Annotated in this window: 19 protein-coding genes and 1 tRNA gene; 14 read left to right on the forward strand and 6 right to left on the reverse strand. The window is 70.6% G+C overall.

Annotated elements, in window-relative coordinates:
* Window positions 1-9 precede the first annotated feature (9 nt).
* Entirely contained in the window at window positions 10-783 is a 774-nt protein-coding gene (hisN, locus tag ACRWK7_RS33650) for a histidinol-phosphatase (protein ID WP_431861980.1), read from the reverse strand.
* Between the two features lie 106 nt (window positions 784-889).
* On the opposite strand from hisN, the gene ACRWK7_RS33655 reads away from it, so the two are divergent.
* The 6 genes from ACRWK7_RS33655 to eutC all read left to right on the forward strand — a co-directional run bounded on the left by ACRWK7_RS33655 (window position 890) and on the right by eutC (window position 7,931).
* The gene (locus ACRWK7_RS33655; protein ID WP_431861981.1) at window positions 890-1,696 is read left to right on the forward strand and encodes a DeoR/GlpR family DNA-binding transcription regulator; all 807 of its coding nucleotides are present in this window, start codon (window positions 890-892) and stop codon (window positions 1,694-1,696) included.
* 151 nt (window positions 1,697-1,847) lie between these two features.
* The gene (locus ACRWK7_RS33660) at window positions 1,848-2,885 is read left to right on the forward strand and encodes a putative 2-aminoethylphosphonate ABC transporter substrate-binding protein (protein ID WP_431861982.1); all 1,038 of its coding nucleotides are present in this window, start codon (window positions 1,848-1,850) and stop codon (window positions 2,883-2,885) included.
* A 76-nt stretch (window positions 2,886-2,961) separates the two neighbouring features.
* On the forward strand, window positions 2,962-4,083 hold the full coding sequence (locus ACRWK7_RS33665; RefSeq protein WP_431861983.1) for a putative 2-aminoethylphosphonate ABC transporter ATP-binding protein: 1,122 nt from the start codon (window positions 2,962-2,964) through the stop codon (window positions 4,081-4,083).
* Complete coding sequence (locus ACRWK7_RS33670) at window positions 4,080-5,804, forward strand: putative 2-aminoethylphosphonate ABC transporter permease subunit (protein ID WP_431861984.1); 1,725 nt, start codon at window positions 4,080-4,082, stop codon at window positions 5,802-5,804. The genes ACRWK7_RS33665 and ACRWK7_RS33670 overlap by 4 nt, the downstream gene beginning before the upstream one ends.
* 10 nt (window positions 5,805-5,814) lie before the next feature.
* Window positions 5,815-7,206, forward strand: a complete 1,392-nt coding sequence (locus ACRWK7_RS33675) for an ethanolamine ammonia-lyase subunit EutB (protein WP_431861985.1) — start codon at window positions 5,815-5,817, stop codon at window positions 7,204-7,206.
* Window positions 7,203-7,931, forward strand: a complete 729-nt coding sequence (eutC, locus tag ACRWK7_RS33680; RefSeq protein WP_431861986.1) for an ethanolamine ammonia-lyase subunit EutC — start codon at window positions 7,203-7,205, stop codon at window positions 7,929-7,931. The genes ACRWK7_RS33675 and eutC overlap by 4 nt, the downstream gene beginning before the upstream one ends.
* 4 nt (window positions 7,932-7,935) lie before the next feature.
* Here the strand turns inward: eutC and ACRWK7_RS33685 are convergent, their stop codons facing one another.
* Complete coding sequence (locus ACRWK7_RS33685; protein WP_431861987.1) at window positions 7,936-8,955, reverse strand: zinc-dependent alcohol dehydrogenase family protein; 1,020 nt, start codon at window positions 8,953-8,955, stop codon at window positions 7,936-7,938.
* Window positions 8,956-9,090: 135 nt separating this feature from the next.
* On the opposite strand from ACRWK7_RS33685, the gene ACRWK7_RS33690 reads away from it, so the two are divergent.
* From ACRWK7_RS33690 to ACRWK7_RS33700, 3 genes are all read left to right on the forward strand, one after another.
* Window positions 9,091-9,579 (forward strand): hypothetical protein, encoded by a 489-nt coding sequence (locus ACRWK7_RS33690; protein ID WP_431861988.1) that lies wholly within the window; start codon window positions 9,091-9,093, stop codon window positions 9,577-9,579.
* Complete coding sequence (locus tag ACRWK7_RS33695) at window positions 9,576-10,925, forward strand: GAF domain-containing protein (RefSeq protein WP_431861989.1); 1,350 nt, start codon at window positions 9,576-9,578, stop codon at window positions 10,923-10,925. Before ACRWK7_RS33690 ends, ACRWK7_RS33695 begins: the two co-directional genes overlap by 4 nt.
* Before the next feature lie 475 nt (window positions 10,926-11,400).
* A tRNA-OTHER gene (locus tag ACRWK7_RS33700) sits at window positions 11,401-11,473 on the forward strand.
* A 73-nt stretch (window positions 11,474-11,546) separates the two neighbouring features.
* Here the strand turns inward: ACRWK7_RS33700 and ACRWK7_RS33705 are convergent.
* From ACRWK7_RS33705 to ACRWK7_RS33720, 4 genes are all read right to left on the reverse strand, one after another.
* The gene (locus ACRWK7_RS33705) at window positions 11,547-11,735 is read right to left on the reverse strand and encodes a hypothetical protein (protein ID WP_431861991.1); all 189 of its coding nucleotides are present in this window, start codon (window positions 11,733-11,735) and stop codon (window positions 11,547-11,549) included.
* Between the two features lie 16 nt (window positions 11,736-11,751).
* Window positions 11,752-13,446: a cbb3-type cytochrome c oxidase subunit I gene (locus tag ACRWK7_RS33710; protein ID WP_431861992.1), complete on the reverse strand. Its 1,695-nt coding sequence runs from the start codon at window positions 13,444-13,446 to the stop codon at window positions 11,752-11,754.
* A gap of 17 nt (window positions 13,447-13,463) precedes the next feature.
* A complete protein-coding gene (locus ACRWK7_RS33715; protein ID WP_431861993.1) occupies window positions 13,464-14,120 on the reverse strand; it encodes a hypothetical protein in 657 nt (218 codons plus the stop codon).
* Window positions 14,121-14,220: 100 nt separating this feature from the next.
* Window positions 14,221-14,577 (reverse strand): hypothetical protein, encoded by a 357-nt coding sequence (locus ACRWK7_RS33720; protein ID WP_431861994.1) that lies wholly within the window; start codon window positions 14,575-14,577, stop codon window positions 14,221-14,223.
* A gap of 586 nt (window positions 14,578-15,163) precedes the next feature.
* On the opposite strand from ACRWK7_RS33720, the gene ACRWK7_RS33725 reads away from it, so the two are divergent.
* From ACRWK7_RS33725 to ACRWK7_RS33745, 5 genes are all read left to right on the forward strand, one after another.
* The gene (locus ACRWK7_RS33725) at window positions 15,164-15,511 is read left to right on the forward strand and encodes a hypothetical protein (RefSeq protein WP_431861996.1); all 348 of its coding nucleotides are present in this window, start codon (window positions 15,164-15,166) and stop codon (window positions 15,509-15,511) included.
* Window positions 15,512-15,669: 158 nt separating this feature from the next.
* Window positions 15,670-16,407, forward strand: coding sequence for a Spy/CpxP family protein refolding chaperone (locus tag ACRWK7_RS33730; RefSeq protein WP_431861997.1), 738 nt, complete (start codon window positions 15,670-15,672; stop codon window positions 16,405-16,407).
* 10 nt (window positions 16,408-16,417) lie between these two features.
* Window positions 16,418-16,735: a hypothetical protein gene (locus tag ACRWK7_RS33735; protein WP_431861999.1), complete on the forward strand. Its 318-nt coding sequence runs from the start codon at window positions 16,418-16,420 to the stop codon at window positions 16,733-16,735.
* Complete coding sequence (locus tag ACRWK7_RS33740; protein ID WP_431862000.1) at window positions 16,728-17,942, forward strand: TolC family protein; 1,215 nt, start codon at window positions 16,728-16,730, stop codon at window positions 17,940-17,942. The genes ACRWK7_RS33735 and ACRWK7_RS33740 overlap by 8 nt, the downstream gene beginning before the upstream one ends.
* A 167-nt stretch (window positions 17,943-18,109) precedes the next feature.
* On the forward strand, window positions 18,110-19,660 hold the full coding sequence (locus ACRWK7_RS33745) for an efflux RND transporter periplasmic adaptor subunit (protein ID WP_431862001.1): 1,551 nt from the start codon (window positions 18,110-18,112) through the stop codon (window positions 19,658-19,660).
* Window position 19,661: the final 1 nt, after the last annotated feature.

A 19,661-nucleotide genomic window follows, 5' to 3' on the forward strand; every position in this document is an offset into this window, starting at 1 on the left:
GCGGCGCCGTCACAACGCCTCCAGGATCGCCCGGTGCAGCTCCGGCGTCGCCGCGGCGACGATGCGGCCGTCGGAGTCGATGCCGGGCGGGCGGCCCTGCCAGTCGGTGATGACGCCGCCGGCCCCCTCGATCACCGCGACCAGCGGCAGGTAGTCGTAGGGCTGCAGGCCGACTTCCACCACCGCGTCCACCGTGCCCGTCGCCACCAGCGCGTAGGCGTAGCAGTCGCCGCCGAAGCGGCGCAGCCGCGCCTTGGCGCTCACCCGCGCGAACGCCTCCGCGTCGGCGCCCGCGAAGATGTCGGGGGTGGTGGCGTAGAGCACCGCGTCCTCCAGCCGCGTGCAGGCGCGGGTCCGGCAGGGCCGGCCGTTCAGCGTCGTGCCGCGGCCGGCGACGCCCACCCAGCGCTCGCGCAACGGCTGGATCTCCACCACGCCCAGCACCGGCCGCCCCTCGTCGAGCAGCGCCAGCAGCGTGCCGAACAGCGGCAGGCCGGTGATGAAGCTCTTGGTGCCGTCGATGGGGTCGATCACCCAGACGAAGCGACGGCCCATGTCCTGCCGCCCGTACTCCTCGCCGAGGATGCCGTGGTCGGGGAAGCGCTCGCGGATGGCGGCGCGCAGCATCTCCTCGACCGCGCGGTCGGCGATGGTGACGGGGGAGCCGTCACCCTTCTCCTCCACCGACAGCGGCTGGCGGAAGAAGCGGTCGATCACCGGCCGCGTCCGCTCGGCCAGGCTGTCGGCGAAGGCGGCGAACGCATCGAGCGGGGCGTCGGTCATGGGATCGTCCTTTCGGTGAGGTCGTGCGGAAAGGCTAGACGGAAATCCACACATATGCAAATCTCCACAAAAGAACACACGCCCGCGACCTAGGTCGGAGTTGCCCATGTGGGCGCAGGACCGCCACCAGCGCATCCGCAACCTCCTCCACGCCCGCACCCGCGTGACGACGGAGGAGATCGCCCGCGAGCTGTCCGTCTCGCGCGAGACGGTGCGGCGCGACCTGCTGGAGCTTGAGGCGGCGGGGGAACTGATGCGGGTGCACGGCGGCGCCATGCTGCCGGCCGCGGCGGCGGAGGAGCCGTTCACCGCGCGCCTCACCCGCAACCGCCCGCAGAAGCAGGAGATCGCCCGCGCCGCCGCCGCGCTGTTCCGGCCGGGGCAGAGCTGCTTCATCGACGCCGGCACCACCACCGCGCTGTTCGCCGAGCAGCTGGCCCAGGTGCCCGACGTGACGGTGGTGACCAACTCCATCGACGTGGCGATGGCGCTGCGCGGGTCCGCCGCGGGCGGCGCGCACTTGCTGGGCGGCGAACTGGCGCGCGAGGTGCCGGCGACGCTGGGCGCGCGCACGCTGGCGGAGATCGCGCGCTTCCAGCTGGACGTCGCCGTGCTGTCCCCGGTGGGCCTGCACCCGCAGCAGGGCGCCATGGACTTCGAGATCGCCGAGGCGGAGGTCGCCGCCGCCATGATCCGCCATGCACACAGCGTGATGATGCTGGCCGACGGGTCGAAGCTGGGGATCGGCAGCCGGGCGCAGATCTGCCCGTGCGGGCGGGTCGATACGCTGGTCACCGACCGCAGCGCCGAGCCGGAGACGGTGAAGGCGCTGCTGCGCGCCGGCGTGCGCGACGTGGCCGGCGTCGGGCCGCGCGCCGCTGCGGAAAATTTCATCAGGGCGGCGGGCGACTGACGCCGAAATAATCAGTCATAAAAGTTTCACCCAATCAGGCTTTTGATTTTCAAGGAGTCCGGATAAGGCATAGTTCTTGAAAGGCGACGCCAAGAGACTGGCGGAACATCGTCATGACGCCGATGACGGAACCAAATGGAGGGTTAGAGAAATGCTGCGTCACAGCCACGCCGTTGCTTTGACTGTTTCGGCCGCTTTTACGATGATTGCTGCGTCCCTCCCGGCATCGGCGGCGACAAAGCTGACCGTCTACACGGCGCTGGAGAACGAACAGCTGGAGCCCTACAAGAAGGCGTTCGAGGCGGACAACCCCGGCATCGAGCTGCGCTGGGTGCGCGATTCCACCGGCGTCATCACCGCCCGCCTGCTGGCCGAGAAGGACAACCCGCAGGCCGACATCATCTGGGGCGTGGCGGCGTCGAGCCTGATGATCCTCGACCAGGGCGGCATGCTGGAACCCTACGCCCCCAAGGGCTACGACAAGCTGAAGGCCAACTTCAGGGACCAGAAGGCGCCGCCGACCTGGGTGGGCATGGACGCGTGGCTGGGCGCCGTCTGCTACAACACCGCCGAGGCGGCGCGCGAGAAGATGCCGGCCCCGGCCACCTGGGCCGACCTCGTCAAGCCGGTCTACAAGGGCAAGCTGGTGATGCCGAACCCGGCGTCGTCCGGCACCGGCTACCTCGCCGTCTCCGGCTGGCTGCAGCAGATGGGCGAGGAGGCCGGCTGGAAGTACATGGACGCGCTGAACGAGAACATCGCCGTCTACACCCATTCCGGCTCCAAGCCGTGCCGCATGGCGGCGCAGGGCGAGTACACGCTGGGCATCTCCATCGAGTACACCGGCGCCAGCCTGAAGACCAAGGGCGCGCCGCTGGAGATCATCCTGCCCACCGAGGGGTCGGGCTGGGAGATGGAGGCGACCGCCATCGTCAAGGGCACCAAGAACCTCGATGCCGCCAAGACGCTGGCGGACTGGGCGGTCACCAGGAAGGCCAACGAGGCGTACAACGCCTTCTACGCCGTCACCGCCTATCCCGGCGTGAAACGGGACATCCCCAACTACCCGCCCAACGCCGAGGACCAGATGATGAAGTCCTACGACTTCAACTGGGCGGCGGCGAACCGCGACCGCATCCTGGCGGAGTGGTCGAAGCGCTACAACGCCAAGTCCGAACCGAAGACCTGAGCGCGACGGCCGGGCGGGGCCATCGGCGTCCCGCCCGGACGGTCCTTCGTTCCATCCCGCGAGCAGGCAGGCGAGCATGACGGCCCCGTCCCCCCAGGAGCCAGCCCTGGAACCGCCGGTTTATCTCCGGCTGCAGACCATCTCGAAGCATTTCGGCACCTTCCACGCGCTGCGCGACGTCAGCCTCAGCATCCGCAAGGGGGAGTTCGTCTGCTTCCTCGGCCCCTCGGGCTGCGGAAAGACGACGCTGCTGCGCGCCATCGCCGGGCTGGATCCGCAGAATTCCGGCCGGATCGAGCAGGGCGGGCGCGACATCTCCCGCCTGCCGCCGGCGCAGCGCGACTTCGGCATCGTGTTCCAGTCCTACGCGCTGTTCCCCAACCTGACGGCGGCGGAGAACATCGGCTACGGCCTGAAGAACCGCCGGGTGCCGGGGCACGAGATCCGCGCGCGGGTCGAACGGCTCGCCACGCTGGTGCACCTGTACGAGCACCTTCACAAGTATCCGTCGCAGCTCTCCGGGGGACAGCAGCAGCGCGTGGCACTGGCCCGCGCGCTGGCGCTGTCGCCGGGGCTGCTGCTGCTGGACGAGCCGCTGTCGGCGCTCGACGCCCAGGTGCGGCAGTTCCTGCGCCGGGAGATCAAGGAGGTTCACAGGCGCCTCGGCATCACCACCATCATGGTGACGCACGACCAGGAGGAGGCGCTGACGCTGTCCGACCGCATCGTGCTGATGAACCGCGGCGTGATCGAGCAGGTCGGCACGCCGACCGAACTGTACCGCACGCCGCGCACCGCCTTCGCCGCCGCCTTCGTCGGCCAGAGCAACTTCCTGCCCGGCCGGCTGCGCGCCGACGGCACGGTGGCGGTCAACGGCGTGCCGCTGCGTCCCGGCGTTGGCGTGCAGGCCGGTACGCCGGACGAGCCGGTGCAGGTCTGCCTGCGGCCGGAGCAGGTGGAACTGCGCCCGGCCGGCGCCGGCGGCCACGCCGCGCAGGTCACCGACGTGGAGTTCTGCGGCAGCTTCTGGCGCGTCACCCTGTCGGTGGAGGCGCTGGGCTGCCGCCGCCTCGTCGCCGACGTGCCGCCGGGGCTGGGCGGCGCGCTGGCTCTGGCCGAAGGGGCGGTGGTCGACGCGCTGGTGCCGGACGGCGTCGCCCAGGTGTTCCCCGAGGTGCTCGCCGAGGCCGCGGCATGAGCCAGTCCGTCCGCATCCCCTCCCTCGCCCCGGCCGCCCGCACGCCGCGCCGCCTGCGCCTGAGCATGGGCCGCGAGGACTGGATCATGGCCGGCGGCATCCTGGCGGTGGGGGCGTTCCTCGTCGTCGCGGTGGCGCTGCCGTTGCTGGCGCTGTTCGTCAAGGCGTTCGAGAACCGCGCGGGGGAGTTCGTCGGGCTGGCCAACTTCGCCGCCTACTTCTCGACGCCGTCGCTGACCCAGTCGATCTGGAACAGCCTGTTCGTGGCCTCGGCCAGCACGGTCATCACCGTGACGCTGGGCTTCGTCTTCGCCTATGGGCTGACGCGCACCTGCATGCCGCTGCGCGGCGTGCTGAAGGCGATGGCGATCACGCCGATCCTGTCGCCGTCGATGCTGCCGGCGATCTCGCTGGTCTACCTGTTCGGCAACAAGGGCTTCGCCAAGGGGCTGCTGTTCGGCAACTCCATCTACGGCCCGATCGGCATCATCATGGGCGAGGTCTACTACACCTTCCCGCACGTGCTGCTGATCCTGGTCACCGCGCTGTCCATGGCCGACGCGCGCCTGTACGAGGCCGCCGACGCGCTGGGCACCAGCCGCTGGCGCACCTTCTGGACGGTGACGCTGCCCGGCGTGCGCTACGGCCTGGTCAGCGCGGCGGTGGTCGCCTTCACGCTGGCGCTGACTGACTTCGGCGTGGCCAAGGTGGTCGGCGGGCGCTTCAACGTGCTGGCGACCGACGTCTACAAGCAGGTCATCGGCCAGAAGAACTTCCCCATGGGGGCGGTGGTCGGCCTCGTGCTGTTGATGCCGGCGCTGCTGTCCTTCCTCGTCACCCGGCATGTGCAGAAGCGGCAGAAGGCGCAGCTCTCCGCCCGCTCGGTGCTGCTGGCGCCGCAGCCGCAGAAGGGGCGCGACCTCGTGTTCTTCGCGCTCTGCTCGGTCATCGCGCTGGCCATCGCCACGATGCTGGGCACCTCGGCCTTCGCGTCCTTCATCAAATTGTGGCCGTACGACCTGACGCTGTCCCTGTCGAACTACGACTTCTCGCTGGTCGATTCCTCGGGCTGGACGAGCTACACCAACAGTCTGGTGATGGCGTCCAGCGTCGCGGTGATCGGCACGGCGGTGGTGTTCGGCGGGGCCTATCTGGTGGAGAAGGGGCGCAGCCTGCCGCTGCTGCGCCACGCCATCGGCGTGCTGGCCCTGCTGCCGCTGGCGGTGCCGGGGCTGGTGCTGGGCATTGCCTACATCTTCTTCTTCAACCACCCGGCCAACCCGCTGGGCTTCCTGATGGGGACGATGGCGATCCTGGTGATCAACACGCTGGCGCACTACTACACGGTCGCGCACCTGTCGGCGTCCACCATCCTGAAGCAGGTGGACGGCGAGTACGAGGCGGTGTCCGCCTCGCTCAAGGTGCCGTTCTGGCGCACCTTCGTCCTGGTGACGGTGCCGGTGTGCCTGCCGACCATCCTCGACATCTTCGTCTACCTGTTCGCCACCGCGCTGACCACCGCGTCCTCGCTGATCTTCCTCTACACGCCCGACACCAAGACGGCGTCGGTGGCGGTGATCAGCATCGACGATGCCGGGAACATCGCGTCCGCCGCCGCCATGGCGATGGTGATCGTCTACACCTCGGCCGCGGTGCGCGGGATCGACCTGCTGGTGCGGCGCTTCGGGCTGGCGCGCTTCCAGCGCTGGCGTCGCCGGTAGGAGTCGGCCCATGCCCTACGCCGCCACGCTCGGCCACACCCGCCACGCCTTCGCCGATCTGAAGGCGGTGCTCGCCTGCGCCGGCCCGCACCGTTCGGGCGACGCGCTGGCCGGGCTGGCGGCGGACAGCGACGAGCGGCGGGTGGCGGCCCGCCTCGTGCTCGCCGACCTGCCGCTCACGGTCTTCCTGGAGGAGCCGGCGGTCCCCTACGAGGACGACGCGGTGACGCGGTTGATCCTCGACACGCACGACGCCGCGGCCTTCGCGCCGGTGAAGGCGATGACGGTGGGGCAGTTCCGCGACTGGCTGCTGTCCGACGCCGCCGACGGCGCCGCGCTGGCCGCCCTGGCGCCGGGGCTGACCCCGGAGATGGCGGCGGCGGTGTCGAAGCTGATGCGCAACCAGGACCTGATCGCGGTGGCGCGCAGGATCCGCGTGGTGACGGCGTTCCGCGACACGCTGGGGCTGCCGGGGCGGCTGTCGGTGCGCATCCAGCCGAACCACCCCACCGACGACCCGCAGGGGGTGGCCGCGGCGATCCTCGACGGGCTGCTGATGGGGTGCGGCGACGCGGTGATCGGCATCAACCCGGCGGCGGACAGCCTGCAGGGCTGCACGGATCTCCTGCATCTGGTGGACGGCGTCCGCCAGCGCTACGCCATCCCGACGCAGAGCTGCGTGCTCACCCACGTCACCAACACCATCGCCATCATCGAGCGCGGCGCGCCGGTGGACCTCGTCTTCCAGTCCATCGCCGGCACCGAGGCGGCCAACCGCGCCTTCGGCATCGACCTCGCCGTCCTGAAGGAGGGCCGCGAGGCGGCGCTGTCGCTGAAGCGCGGCACGGTCGGCGACAACGTCATGTACTTCGAGACCGGCCAGGGCTCGGCGCTGTCGGCCGACGCGCACCACGGGGTGGACCAGCAGACGCTGGAGGCGCGCGCCTACGCGGTGGCCCGCGCGTTCAAGCCGCTGCTGGTCAACAGCGTGGTCGGCTTCATCGGGCCGGAGTACCTGTACGACGGCAAGCAGATCGCCCGTGCCGGGCTGGAGGACCATTTCTGCGGCAAGCTGCTCGGCCTGCCGATGGGCATGGACGTCTGCTACACCAACCACGCCGAGGCCGACCAGGACGACATGGACAGTCTGCTCACCCTGCTGGGCGTGGCGGGGGTGAACTTCATCATGGGCGTGCCGGGCGCCGATGACGTGATGCTGAACTACCAGAGCACCTCCTACCACGACGCGCTGTACCTGCGCTCGGCTCTGAACCTGCGCCCGGCGCCGGAGTTCGAGGCGTGGCTGGAGGGCATGGGCATGCTGGGCGACGACGGCCGCGTCAAGGAACTGCCGCCGTCCAGCCCGGCGCTGCTGCGTTTCCTGGGTGGGGAGGCGGCATGAGCGATCCCTGGACGCGGTTGCGGCAGGCGACGCGGGCGCGCATCGGGCTGGGGCGTTGCGGCGACGGGCTGCCGACCACGGCGCTGCTGGAGTTCCAGGCGGCGCACGCGCGGGCGCGCGACGCCGTGCACACGCCGTTCGACCCGGCGCTGGTGGAGGCCGGCCTGGAGGGCCGCCCGGTCATCCGGGTGCGCAGCCGCGCCGCCGACCGCGCCATCTACCTGCAACGCCCCGACCTCGGCCGCCTGCTCGCGGAGGAGGACGAGGAAAAGCTGAGCCCCGGGGCCTACGACGTGGCCTTCGTGATCGCCGACGGTCTGTCGGCCACCGCGGTGCATGCCCACGCCGCCAGCACGGTGAACGCCGTGCTGGAGCGGCTGCCGGGCTGGAGCGTGGCGCCGGTGGTGATCGTCTCGCAGGGGCGAGTCGCCATCGGCGACCCCATCGGCCAGCACCTGGGCGCTGCGATGGTGGCGGTGCTGATCGGCGAGCGGCCGGGCCTGACCTCCGCCGACAGTTTGGGCGCCTACCTGAGCTGGGCGCCGCGCCCCGGTCTCGTGGACGCCGAGCGCAACTGCTTGTCCAACATCCGTCCGCCCGACGGGCTGGACTACGCGACGGCCGCCCACAAGCTGGCTTGGCTGATGACGGAGGCACGCCGGCTGAAGCTCACCGGTGTCGGCCTGAAGGACGACGCGACGCCGCTGCTGGCCGGTGGGCCGTAAGCGGCTACGAAAACGCCACGCCCACCTTGCCGATGTGCCCGCCCTCGGGCAGGCGGCGGATCGCCTCGGCGACCTCCTCGAACGCGTAGACCGTCTCGTCGATGACCGGCCGCATCCGGTGCAGGGTGATGGCGCGCAGCATGTCCTCGAAGGCGTCGCGGCTGCCAACCGTGACGCCCTGCAGGCGGATGTTCTGCGTCACCACGTGGCCCAGGCCGACCTCGGCCGCGGCGCCGCCCAGCACGCCGATCAGGCTGATGGTGCCGGCGCCGCGCACGGCGCGGACCGATTGCGCCAGCGTGCCGGCGCCGCCCACCTCCACCACGTGGTCGGCCCCCGCGCCGTCGGTCAGCGCACGGACGGTGCGGCCCCACTCCGGCTCGGCGCGGTAGTTGACGAGGTGGTCGGCGCCGAGCGCCCGGGCCCGCTCCAGCTTGGCGTCGCTGGAGGAGAGCGCGATCACCCGCGCCCCCTGCATCTTGGCGAACTGCAGCGCGAACAGTGACACCCCGCCGGTGCCCTGCACCACGACGACGTCGCCGGCCTTCACCGGGTTCTGCGCCACCACCGCGCTCCACGCCGTCACCGCGGCGCAGGGCAGGGCGGCGGCCTCCAGGTTGGAGAGGAAATCGGGCACACGGACGGCCGCGTGTTCCTCGACCGCCATGAACTCCTGCATCACGCCGTCGCGCGGCCCGCCGAGCTGCGAGCGCCACCAGCCGTCGCGGAACGGGCCGCTGACCCAGTCCTGGAAGAAGGTCGGGCAGGCGCGGTCGCCGGGCTTGAAACGCGTCACCGCCGCTCCGACCGCCACCACCTCGCCCACGCCGTCGGACACCGGCACCAGCGGCAGCGCGCCGCTGCGGTTGCCATAGCCGCGCCGGACCAGCACATGGTCGCGGTAGTTCAGCGTCGCCGCCTTCATGCGCAGCAGGATCTGAGTCGGCCCCGGCACGGGCTCCGGACGCTGCGCTTCGACGATGTGGTCCACCGACCAGTCGCCGCGGATCTCCATGACGCGCATCGCCGCCCCTCCTCTTTCCTGCTCCCCCGAGTGGACACCGCTTCGTCCGTCACGGCAAGCCGCCCTGTCCAACAGCCCACGAGCAAAGCGCGCCGGATGGGGGTATTCTGAGGTCTGCATACGATCAGGGTGCGCATGGTGGACCAGACGCGGAGCCTCAGCCCGGCGCTGATCGCCTTCTTGCAAGGCGACGTCAGCCTCACGCTCGCGTGTCGGGACGCGGCCGGGTGGCCGACGCTCGGCCGGGCGCTCGCCTGCGAGGTGTCGTCCGATGGCGGGCGCCTGACCGTCTACCTCGCAAGGACGCCGAACGCCGCTCTGCTGGCGGCGGTGATGGAGAGCGGGTTGGCCGCCCTGGTGGTCACCAAGCCCAGCACCCACCATTCGGTCCAGTTGAAGGGCCGGGATGCGGCGGTGGTCCTGGCCGGGGAGGGGGCCGGTCCTGCGGTGGCGCACCACGTCGCCGGCTTCACCCGCGACGTCGGGCTGATCGGCTTCAGCGCGGCGTTCTCGCGGACGCTGATGGCGCACGACCCGCGCGACCTCGCGGCGGTGACCTTCACGCCGGAGGCCGCCTTCGACCAGACGCCCGGCCCGCGGGCGGGAGACCCGGTGCAGCCATGAGCCCCGACAGCAGCCCCGCCATCAGCCTGGACGCGATCCGCCCCTGTCTGGAAGGCGTCATCCCCGCCGCCATCGCCACCACCGACCGCGAGGGGGTGCCCAACGTCTCGCTGCTGTCGCAGGTCCACTACATGGACCCGACGCACGTCGCGCTGTCCTACCAGTTCTTCAACAAGACGCGGCGGAACATCCTGGCGAACCCCCACGCCACGCTGCAGCTGATCGACCCGGAGACGGTCGCGCAGTACCGCATGCGCGTGCGCTACCTGCGCACCGAGACCGCCGGGCCGCTGTTCGAGAGCATGAAGGCGAAGCTCGCCGGCATCGCCTCGCACACCGGCATGGCCGGCGTCTTCCGCCTGCTGGGCGCCGACGTGTTCGAGGTGCTGGGGATCGAGGCGGTGCCGGGCGCCACGCTGCCGGCGCCGGTGCGCACGCGCAGCCTGCTGGCGGCGACGCGGCGCTGCTGCGAGCGGCTGTCCGCCTGCACCGACCTGGAGGAGTTGCTGGACCGCACGGTCACCGACCTGCGCGCCCTCTTCGGGATCGACCACGCCATGGTGCTGATGGCCGACGCGGCCGGCGGGCGGCTCTACACCGTCGCCAGCCTGGGCTACCGCGCATCGGGCATCGGGTCGGAGATCGCGCTGGGCGACGGGGTGATCGGCGTGGCGGCGCGCGAGCGCACGGCGATCCGCATCACCCACGCCACCTCCGACTACGCCTACGGCCGCGCCGCGCGCGACAGCAGCCTGGAGGCGGGCAGGGCCGGCGACGCGCGGGAGATCCCGTTCCCCGGCCTCGCCGCCCCGCACAGCCAGCTCGCGGTGCCGATCCTCGCGGGTGGGGACCTGATCGGGGTGCTGTTCGCCGAGAGCCCGGAGGCGATGCGCTTCTGCTACGACGACGAGGACGCGCTGGCGACGGTCACGGCGGCGCTCGGCGCCATGATCCACACCGTGCGGCAGTCCCCGGCGGTCGAGCCGGCGCCGGAGGGCGCTGCGGCGGCCGAACCCAGCGGCGCGCCGGCGCGGCTGCACCACCACGCCGCCGACGACAGCGTGTTCGTCGACCACCAGTACCTCATCAAGGGGGTGGCCGGGGCGATCCTCTGGTGGCTGGTGCGCCAGCACGCCCAGCACGCCCGCACCGAGTTCTCCAACCGCGAACTGCGGCTGGCCCCGTGCATCCGCCTGCCCGAGGCGTCGGAGAACCTGGAGGCGCGGCTGATCCTGCTGCAACGCCGGCTGGCCGAGCGCTGCGAGGTCCTGCGTCTGGAGAAGACCGGGCGCGGGCGCTTTCGTTTGGTGGTCCAGCGCCCGCTGGCGCTGGAGGAGATGGGGTGAGAGCCCTTTGCCGTCATCCCCGCGAAGGCGGGGAGATGGTCTCACGTTTGAAGCGCAACAGCATGATTTCTGGAGAATAGATCGTCTCATCAACGTGCTGTGGCTCGACCGTGGGAAGGCGCACGTCGCGGCCGCCTTCGAGGTCGATGTTCCTGGTCGCGCCGAATGGCCGTGAGGAAGAGGTCCGCGCCCAGCTCGCCCGGCCCGCGTTCTCCTGTCCGTTTCGGGACCGGTATGAAGGCCGTCCACGCCATCTCGCGCACCTTGGTCTGACGCCCGGAAAGACGTCGGCCGCCCGGAGGCGGTCGACGCTTGGCGCGGAAGGTATGGTGACGTGCTGAGCGTAGGCGTTATGCGTGCGCCACGTCTTCTCGGCAGGGGCGGTAGGGCCGAAGGCCAGCCCTCGGACGAACGAGGCGCCTCGTCTGCATCGTTGAGAGCGGCTGCCCAGGCGATGCAAGATCCTGAGTGTGACGCGGGTTTGGTCCAGAGGTTGGGCACCGGCTTCCCGGCTGGCCAGGTTGGTTCGAGTCCAGCAGCCCGCTCCATCCCTTTCGAGCCGTGACTTCGGCCCCACCACCGGCTGACGGTGATGGGGCCGAAGTCCGTTTCCGGCGCCGATCAGCCCTTACGAGCCTTCCGGCCGACGGCGGTCAGCATTCCGGCGAGCACCAGGAACACGATGGCGCCGCCGCCCCAGACCCGGACGTAGCCGGGCATGCCGAGGCTGGGGACGAAGGCGTAGACGGCGGCCAGAACCGCCCACACGGCGACGATCGCCAGGGTCAGCCAGAGTTCATCGTTCTTCATAACGGATCTCCTGCGCTCAGTGGCCATGGCCGCCGCCGATGGCGATGATCGGCAGGGACTGGATCAGCTGGAACGCGACGATGGTGAAGACGTACATGGCGGCGACCAGAGCCGCGACCGACACCGGCCCGGTCCACGCGGGCGCCGCACCGACACCGCGTGCCCCGGTCTGCCAGTCAACCACCGGCGCCTCGGCCGCGACCGGCGAGCGGCGCGACAGCAGGGTGCGGACGACGCCATAGACGGTGACCGAGATGGCGGCGGCGAAGACGGTGGCACCGACGCCGACCAGCGCCATCAGCACCGGCCATGCTGCCGGGGCCATGCCGCCGTAGCTGACGTCGAACACACGGCGCGGCACGCCCATGAAGCCCGCCGCAATGCCCGCGGCGCCGAAGATGACCAGACCGATGGTGACGATGGCCGGCATGCGCCTCAGCACAGCCGGACGCCACAGCGCGCCGCCGCCGAGTGCCGGAAGCATCACCATCATGGCCGCCAGGAAGGTCTGGGTGAGGACGCCGACCGCGAAGAAGTGGAAGTAGCCGGGGACGAAGAACGTATCGCTCAACATCGGCGCCAGCTCGCCCTGGATCAGGACGAAGGCGAAGGTGATGCCGATCATCATGTTCACCGCCGCCCAAACGGTGTTCGCCATGGCCGGGTTGTCCCACGGCAACCCGCGCATCCAGCCGAAGAAGCCGGCCGCGCCACGCGCCCGCGCGCTGGCTTCCAGCGACGACGCAATGATCGCGAAGGCCGCGAGCGTCGGCACCGAGACGAACAGCGACAACAGCGAGCCGACCACCCGCACGCCTTCCGACAGGTTCGGCTCCAGGAACATGTGGTAGAGCGAGGTGGGCGGCACGAAGACCAGGTAGGTGGCGAAGACGACCTTCGACAGGCGCGCGCCGTGGATGGACTTCACGCCGGTCAGGTGTTCGGTCAGCACGTACCACACCAGCACCGTCGCCATCAGCGGCAGGTAGTGCAGGTTGTGGAACAGGATGTGCCATTCCGTCCCGTGGTCGGCCGGGAATGGCCCCGCGCCGAGCGCCCACAGCACGCCCGGCAGGAAAGCGTTGGTGGCCGCGATGGCGCTGACCACCAGGAAGCCCGCCCAGGCGAACAGGGCGAAGCCGACGGCGGTGAACTCGTTCGCCTCGCCGCGCAGCCGGGGCTGGAGCACCGTGGCGATGCCGCTCACGGCCGAGGCCACGAGGCCACCGGAGAGCAGCAGGTAGCCGAGCGCGAAGAACCCGACCGAGCGCGGGTCGTCTGCCGCGAGCTCAGGGCTGCCGTCGTACAGCAGCGGCGTGCCGGTGTACGAGATCCACTCGCTCACACCGAAGCCCGCCAGCATCAGGGCGGCGCCGAGCCAGGCGAACGGACGTAGCGCCAGCCCGCGGCCGTTCTCGACCGCCGCCAGCACCAGCAGGAGCGCCGCCTGGATCAGGTACAGCCAGTAGAAGAACACCGACACGCCGTGCAGGGTCAGGATGCGGTAAGCGTCGTCCGGGAAGAAGGTGAGCGCACCGGCGCGGGCCAGCGCGGTCACGAAGCCACCGGCCAAACCCAGCGCCAGCGCCAGCAGAGCGGCGCCGAACAGCAGCTTGAGGAGGGCCTTGTCAGGCGTTGGCAGGGTCTTGATGCGCCCCGTCAGGCGCGAGGTCGAAGCACCCGGGGCGAAGTTCGTCGAAATGGCATCCATGATGGGTCCTCCCCGGGTCACGCGACGACGATGCGGCCCTGCATGGCGTCGTGCGCCTGGCCGCAGTAGACGGTGCAGTACACCAGGTACTCGCCCGGCTTGGTGAAGGTGATGACCTGCTCGGTGACCGTGTTCGGGCGCAGGCGGATGATGCGGCTGGCGGAGCCCAGCTGGATCGAGGCGCCGTGCGTGATGTCGTCCGCCATCATGCGGAACCGGTACGGCACACCTGCCTTCAGCCTCAGGACGTCGGGGCTGTAGGCGAACTTCTGGGCCATCAGGTAGACGTCGACCGGCTCACCACCGGCGGCGTGGCTGTGGTCATTCCCCTCGGCGGCGTGGCTGTGCGCGTCCTCGCTCACGTGCGGGTTCACGCCGCCGTCCGGCTGGGTGTAGCGCTGGACGAAATAGTCGTGCTCGAAGCGGAACTCCTCGGGCGCCATCCCCGCGGACGCGCCGTGGCCTCCATGGCCACCGGTCTCGGCGGGCGCCTCCGCGGCGCCATGTCCGCCGTGGCTGCCGCCATGAGCGTCGGGTTCGGGGGCAGCGGCCGTCTTGCCGCCGAAGGGGAGCGGTGCGGCCCCGTAGGCCGCCCAGGCGCCGTACAGGGAGACGGCGCCGAAGCCCAGTCCGGCGATGAAGCCGCGACGGGTTGTGAAATGCCTCTCAGACATTGTGAGAGTCCTCTGATCGCGTGGTCGGAATCACGTGCGGCACCGCGCGAACGCGGCGCATGGCCGGACTCCCGACGCGAACGTCAGAAGGCTCGGCCGATCAGAGGCTGGACTTCGGAGGGGGCGTGTCCGGGGTGATGTCCCGGGCGTCCGGGGCGTAGTCCGGCCGCGGATGCCAGGACGTCTCGACCGTCGTCACCGAGAGGGTGATGACGTGCTTCGCCGGAGCCTCGGCCGCCGGGCAGCACGTCGCGGCGACGGCGAGGGCAGCCTTGTGATGGTCGTGTTGGGACGGTGCCGATGGCACCGGTGCATGGCGGGACCCATGGTGGTCCATCGCGCCGCCATGAGCGTCCACATGCGCCATGGCTCCGCCCGCCGCGCCCGTCAGGAGCGCGAAGGCGAACGCCAGAACGGCGAAGATGTGGCCCAACCGCTTCATGTCTGCCGTCGTCATGAACGACCCAGGACTTCCCAGGTCATCTCGACCATAACCCACAGCCTAGGTCAGGACATTGATCGGCGTCAACCGATGACCCTTCAGAGTCAGTGATTCTCCCGGTTCTCGGCGACCAAGGCGTCGATTCCGTGCGGACTCTCCGGCAGCGGTCACAGGGAAGCGCCGGAATGGCTCTGGCTGCCCAAGTTGCGTCGCTCAGGCCTGTAGCAAGGAAATGAGATCAAAGAACTTTTTCAGTCCGGCGTCGCTGCGGGGGTTGAGAGCCGAGGCGATTGTGCCACGTAGAGAGCGTGCGGCGGATCGGTGTCCATCACCGGTGTCGGCTCTGCTGATTTTGGCCCTTGACCTTCCAGCGACTGGAAGGTGGATGGTGATCCAGCAACCCTTGCGGCGACGTCGAAGGAGTGAGTGGCGGGATGCCGCACCACTCCCCGGAACCCGGGCAAGGACGGTTGCAGAGACCGGGGAATGGTCCTAGGTTTCTAAGAGAGGGCAGTGAGCACTCCGGTGCCGCACGACCTCCATCGAGGATGAGGCAATCGCCATGTGGCGCGGGACGCGGTCGACGGTGAGGAGGGTGGTGGTGAGCCTGCTGACGCTGGCCACGCTGCTCGTCTATGCCGCACCGAGCCACGCCAGTCTTCTCCCGCATCATCCCCAGGCACCACACGAGCACGTTCTGGTCAATGCTCATGGCGATGCCGTCACCGCGGTCGCTGACCATGAGCACGAGCAGGGTCCCTGCAAGGACCTTGGACTGCTCGACGACGGAGTCTGCTGTAGCGTCGCCCAGTGCGCCACCATGCACAGCGGCCTTCCCGCGGTGGTGGTCGAGACGTTCATCCCGCGCCTGAACGCCTCCCTCCATCTGCCTGCCCTGGCCACGCCGGACGGCATCGGCATCGACCCGGCCCTGCGTCCCCCGCTCTGATCATCTGACGCCACGAGTCCGTCCGCGCCCGACCTGAGCCTTGGCTCGGCGAAGGACGCCGGTTTCGGACCTCGTGCGCTTGGCTTTCGCGTCCCCGGCGCTCCCGCGTGGAGTCCGTCCGGGGAAGGCTCGAACCAGATGATCCGATGGAGGACGCCATGTCGTCTCTCACCCGCACGATGCTCCCGGCCTTCGCGCTCGCCGCCATGATGTCGGTCGCCCAGGCCCAGACCACCACCGACCAGGACCACAACGCGCATCATCCCGACGGCGCGGCGCCGACGGCGCAGGCCCAGCCCGTTCCGGCCCCGATCCCAGCTCCCACGCAGCCGGCCCCGGGCGCGAAGCCCGGCACGCCTGGCAACGCGCCGATGATGGGACAGGGCATGGGCAGCGGCATGGTCGTCCAGCCCGGCACCCAGGCGCAGGGCGGCCAGCCTGGCATGATGATGATGAACATGGACCAGATGCGCTCGATGATGGGCAGCATGATGGGCCAGCAGGACGGGCAGTCCGGCATGATGTCCATGATGCGCCAGATGATGATGGGGCAGCAGGGCGCGATGGGCTTGCCCTTCGAGCACGTCGAAGGTCGCATCGCCTTCCTCAAGGCGGAACTCAAGATCACCGACGCCCAGACGGCGCCGTGGAACGCCTTCGCTGACACCCTGCGGGCGAACGCCAAGGCCCATCAGGCGGTGCACGAGCAGATGACCAAGGGCGGCATGCCGTCCTCTTGGCCGGATCGCTTGGCTGTGCAGCAGAAGATGCTGGGCATGCGCCTTGACGCCGTGAAGGCGCTCGAGGCGGCCGCAAAGCCGCTCTACGCCGTACTGACCGACGAGCAGAAGAAGCTCGCGGACAAGCTGCTCACCGGCCCCATGGGCATGATGTGAGGAGGCGGCCATGACGCACCACGAACACACCCATCAAACCCCCGAGCCGCAAGCGTGCACGCCCTGGTACCGGACCTGGACCGGACTGGCCTGCCTCGGCGCGGTCGCCCTGGCGGCCGTGTACCTGCCGCTCTTCCACGTCGACCACGTGCTCGACGCGCTTCCGCTTCTCGTCCTGCTCCAATGGCCGACCGTCCTGACGCTCGCGGTGTTCCCGCTGCTGGTGCTGATGTATGGGCGCTACGCCGCGGTCACGCCGGGTTGGATGCCGCATCTCTCATCCCAAGGGCCGAACCACCCCAGAGTGGGAGGGGCGTTCGGTGCGTGATGTCGGTTTGAAGCTCATGAAGCAGGCGGCGGCAACGACCATTGCCGTGTGCCTGCTGGCGCTCCCGGCCGGTGCGCAGACGCTGCGCGACGCGGTCGAGGGCGCTTGGCGGCTGAACCCGGAGGTCAAGAGCCTGGAGGCGCGGCGGGCCGTGGCCACCGCCCAGCGGGGTGCCGGGACGTCGCTGGTTCCGGCCGCTCCGGCGGTCACGCTGCGGCACACCACGGACTACCTGAGCCGGAACGTCGGGCGGCGCGAGTACGAGGCCGAGCTCGGCGTTCCGCTCTGGCTGCCCGGCCAGGGAACGGCCACCATCCGCGCCGCCGACGCGCTGCTGGCGCGCACCGACGCCGAGATCGCCGCCCGCCAGCTGGCGGTCGCCGGGGAAGTCCGGACGGCCATGTGGCAGGTGGCGCTCGCCGAACGGCGCGCCGAGCTCGCCCGTCAGCGCCTGAAGGTCGCGCGTCAGCTGGAGTCCGATACCCGGAGGACGTCGGCGGCCGGTGAGACCTCCGAGGCCGACCTTCAGCTGGCCCGCGCCGAGGCGCTGGCCGTGGCCGCGGACGTGCGCGACGAGGAACTGGCGCTGGAGGACGCGCGCCAAGCGTTCCGGACCCTGACCGGCATGGGGCCCCCAAAGGCCGCTCCTGAGCCGGACATCGGCAACCCGCCGCTCGACCGGCACCCGTCCCTCCTGGCGGCGCAGCTGGGCGTGCGGGCCGCGCAGGCCCAGCGGCAGCTGGTGGACTTGACCACGCGCGACAACCCCGAGGTCGGGTTGATGGCGCGGCGCGAGCGTGATGTTCGCGGCGAACGGTACGACACCGTCATGGGCATGTCGGTCCGCATCCCGTTCTCGGTCGAGGCGGTGAACGCGCCCAAGCGGGCCGAGGCCATGACCGAAGTCGTCCGGTCCGAGGCCGAGCAGGCCAACGCGGCGCGCACCATCGAAGCGGAGATCCGCCGGGCCCGTCTGGCCTACCAGACGGCGACCGAACGCCAGTCGATCGCCCGCGACCGCGCCGCCGCCCTCCGGGCTCGCCTCTCGAACGTCGAGCGCGCGCGGAGAGGCGGCGAGATCAGCCTCGTCGAGTTCGTGCGCGCCCAGGAGACGGCTTTCGAGGCCGACCTCGCCCGCGCCACCGCCGAAGTCCAGGTCGGCGCCGCCCGCGCCCGCCTGAACCAGTCCCTTGGAGTTCTGCCATGACCATCCGACGCCTTGTCGCCGCGGTCGCGATCGCCGCGGGCGTCGCCGCGCCGGTCGCCTTTCCCGCCCTGGCTCACGAAGGGCACGCGCACGGCGGCGAGGAGCCGAAGCCGGTCGTCACGACAGCCGCCCCCACCCTGGAGACGTCCTCGTCGGATTTCGAGCTCGTGGCGGTCGTCCAGGGCAGGCACCTGCTCGTCCACCTGGACCGCTTCGCCACCAACGAGCCGGTAAACGGCGCCACCGTGGAGGTCGCTGCCGACGGTGAGGCCGTCACCGCCGCGCCGGTGCCCGGTGACGACGGGGTGTACCGGCTCGAAGCCGGATGGCTGTCGAAGCCCGGTGCACACGACTTGACCGTCTCGATCACCGCGGCCGATGCGTCCGACCTGCTGATCGGAAGCCTGGAAATCCCGGTAACCTTGGCCGCCGGCCCGGTCATCGGAACCGGCAACGGCGTCGCCGACGTGCTCGGGCGGGTTCGCCAGGACTCCGGCCTGCTGCTCGGCGCCGCCATGGTCTTCCTGCTCGGCGTGCTGACCACGGTCGCCTTGACCCAGCGCGGGCGCACGCGCACGGCCGCCGGGGCGGCCCTGATTGGGCTCGGCCTGTTGCTGGCCAGCGGTGCCGCCTTCGCGCACGGCGACGAGGACCACAGCCAGGACAACAAGGGCAAGGCTCCCGCAGCGGCCGCGCCGATGGCGCCCACGGGCGCGTCAGAGAGCCCGCGCCGCCTGCCGGACGGCAGCCTGTACGTGCCGAAGCCGTCACAGCGCCTGCTGGCGGTGCGCACGACGGTCGCCAAGCCGCAGGAGGCCGCGCAGACCGTGCAGCTGATCGGCCAGATCGTCGCCGACCCGAACGGCGGCGGCCACGTCCAGGCGACGCAGACCGGCCGCATCGAGCCGGGCGACAAGGGGCTGCCCTTCGTCGGCCAGCGGGTCGAGGCGGGGCAGGTCCTCGCCTACATCGCTCCCGCGGTGACCATCATCGACCGGAGCGGCATCCAGCAGCAGATCGCCACGGTCGAGCAGGAGCTCGTCATCGCCGAATCCCGCGTCCAACGCCTGAGGAAGCTGGAGGGGAGCGTCCCCCAACGCGACATCGAGGAGGCCGAGGCCAATCTGAACGGCTTGCGCAGGCGCCGGGCGGCCCTGTCACCGACCCTGACCACCAAGGAGGCCCTGCGCGCGCCCATCTCGGGCATCGTGACCGCGAACAACGTCAAGGTCGGACAGGTCGTCGAGGGCCGTGACCAAGTGCTGTTCGAGATCGTCGATCCCGCGCGGCTGATGGTCGAGGCCGTCGCCTTCGACCCCCGCGTGGCCAACACCGTCCACGGCGCGACGGCCACCACCGCCGATGGCGTCACCCTGACCCTGGAGCACCTCGGCCACAGCCTGGCGCTGCGCCAGCAGGCCATCCCGCTGCTCTTCCAGATCAACACCCCGCCCCAGGGGCTGAGCGTCGGCCAGCCGGTGCGCATCGTCGCGCAGATCCAGGGCACGATGTCCGGCATCGTTCTGCCGCGCCAGAGTGTGGTCCGCGGGCCGAACGGCCAACCGCTGGTGTGGGAGCACGAGTCCCCACAGCGGTTCGTGGCCCGGCCGGTGCGCATGCAGCCGGTGGACGGCAACACGGTCCTGGTGTCGGCGGGCATCGGGCCGGAGGCGCGTATCGTGACCGACGGCGCCGGTCTCCTCAACCAGGTCCGGTGAG

It is taken from the genome of Azospirillum sp. (assembly GCF_050789165.1).

Coding starts and splice junctions, on each gene's coding strand:
- ACRWK7_RS33720 (WP_431861994.1), bottom strand. CDS start 14,577: ATGACGACGGCAGACATGAAGCGGTTGGGCCACATCTTCGCCGTTCTG.
- ACRWK7_RS33655 (WP_431861981.1), top strand. CDS start 890: ATGTGGGCGCAGGACCGCCACCAGCGCATCCGCAACCTCCTCCACGCC.
- ACRWK7_RS33705 (WP_431861991.1), bottom strand. CDS start 11,735: ATGAAGAACGATGAACTCTGGCTGACCCTGGCGATCGTCGCCGTGTGG.
- ACRWK7_RS33710 (WP_431861992.1), bottom strand. CDS start 13,446: ATGGATGCCATTTCGACGAACTTCGCCCCGGGTGCTTCGACCTCGCGC.
- eutC (WP_431861986.1), top strand. CDS start 7,203: ATGAGCGATCCCTGGACGCGGTTGCGGCAGGCGACGCGGGCGCGCATC.
- ACRWK7_RS33675 (WP_431861985.1), top strand. CDS start 5,815: ATGCCCTACGCCGCCACGCTCGGCCACACCCGCCACGCCTTCGCCGAT.
- ACRWK7_RS33670 (WP_431861984.1), top strand. CDS start 4,080: ATGAGCCAGTCCGTCCGCATCCCCTCCCTCGCCCCGGCCGCCCGCACG.
- ACRWK7_RS33730 (WP_431861997.1), top strand. CDS start 15,670: ATGTCGTCTCTCACCCGCACGATGCTCCCGGCCTTCGCGCTCGCCGCC.
- ACRWK7_RS33715 (WP_431861993.1), bottom strand. CDS start 14,120: ATGTCTGAGAGGCATTTCACAACCCGTCGCGGCTTCATCGCCGGACTG.
- ACRWK7_RS33685 (WP_431861987.1), bottom strand. CDS start 8,955: ATGCGCGTCATGGAGATCCGCGGCGACTGGTCGGTGGACCACATCGTC.
- ACRWK7_RS33735 (WP_431861999.1), top strand. CDS start 16,418: ATGACGCACCACGAACACACCCATCAAACCCCCGAGCCGCAAGCGTGC.
- ACRWK7_RS33695 (WP_431861989.1), top strand. CDS start 9,576: ATGAGCCCCGACAGCAGCCCCGCCATCAGCCTGGACGCGATCCGCCCC.
- ACRWK7_RS33660 (WP_431861982.1), top strand. CDS start 1,848: ATGCTGCGTCACAGCCACGCCGTTGCTTTGACTGTTTCGGCCGCTTTT.
- hisN (WP_431861980.1), bottom strand. CDS start 783: ATGACCGACGCCCCGCTCGATGCGTTCGCCGCCTTCGCCGACAGCCTG.
- ACRWK7_RS33665 (WP_431861983.1), top strand. CDS start 2,962: ATGACGGCCCCGTCCCCCCAGGAGCCAGCCCTGGAACCGCCGGTTTAT.
- ACRWK7_RS33690 (WP_431861988.1), top strand. CDS start 9,091: ATGGTGGACCAGACGCGGAGCCTCAGCCCGGCGCTGATCGCCTTCTTG.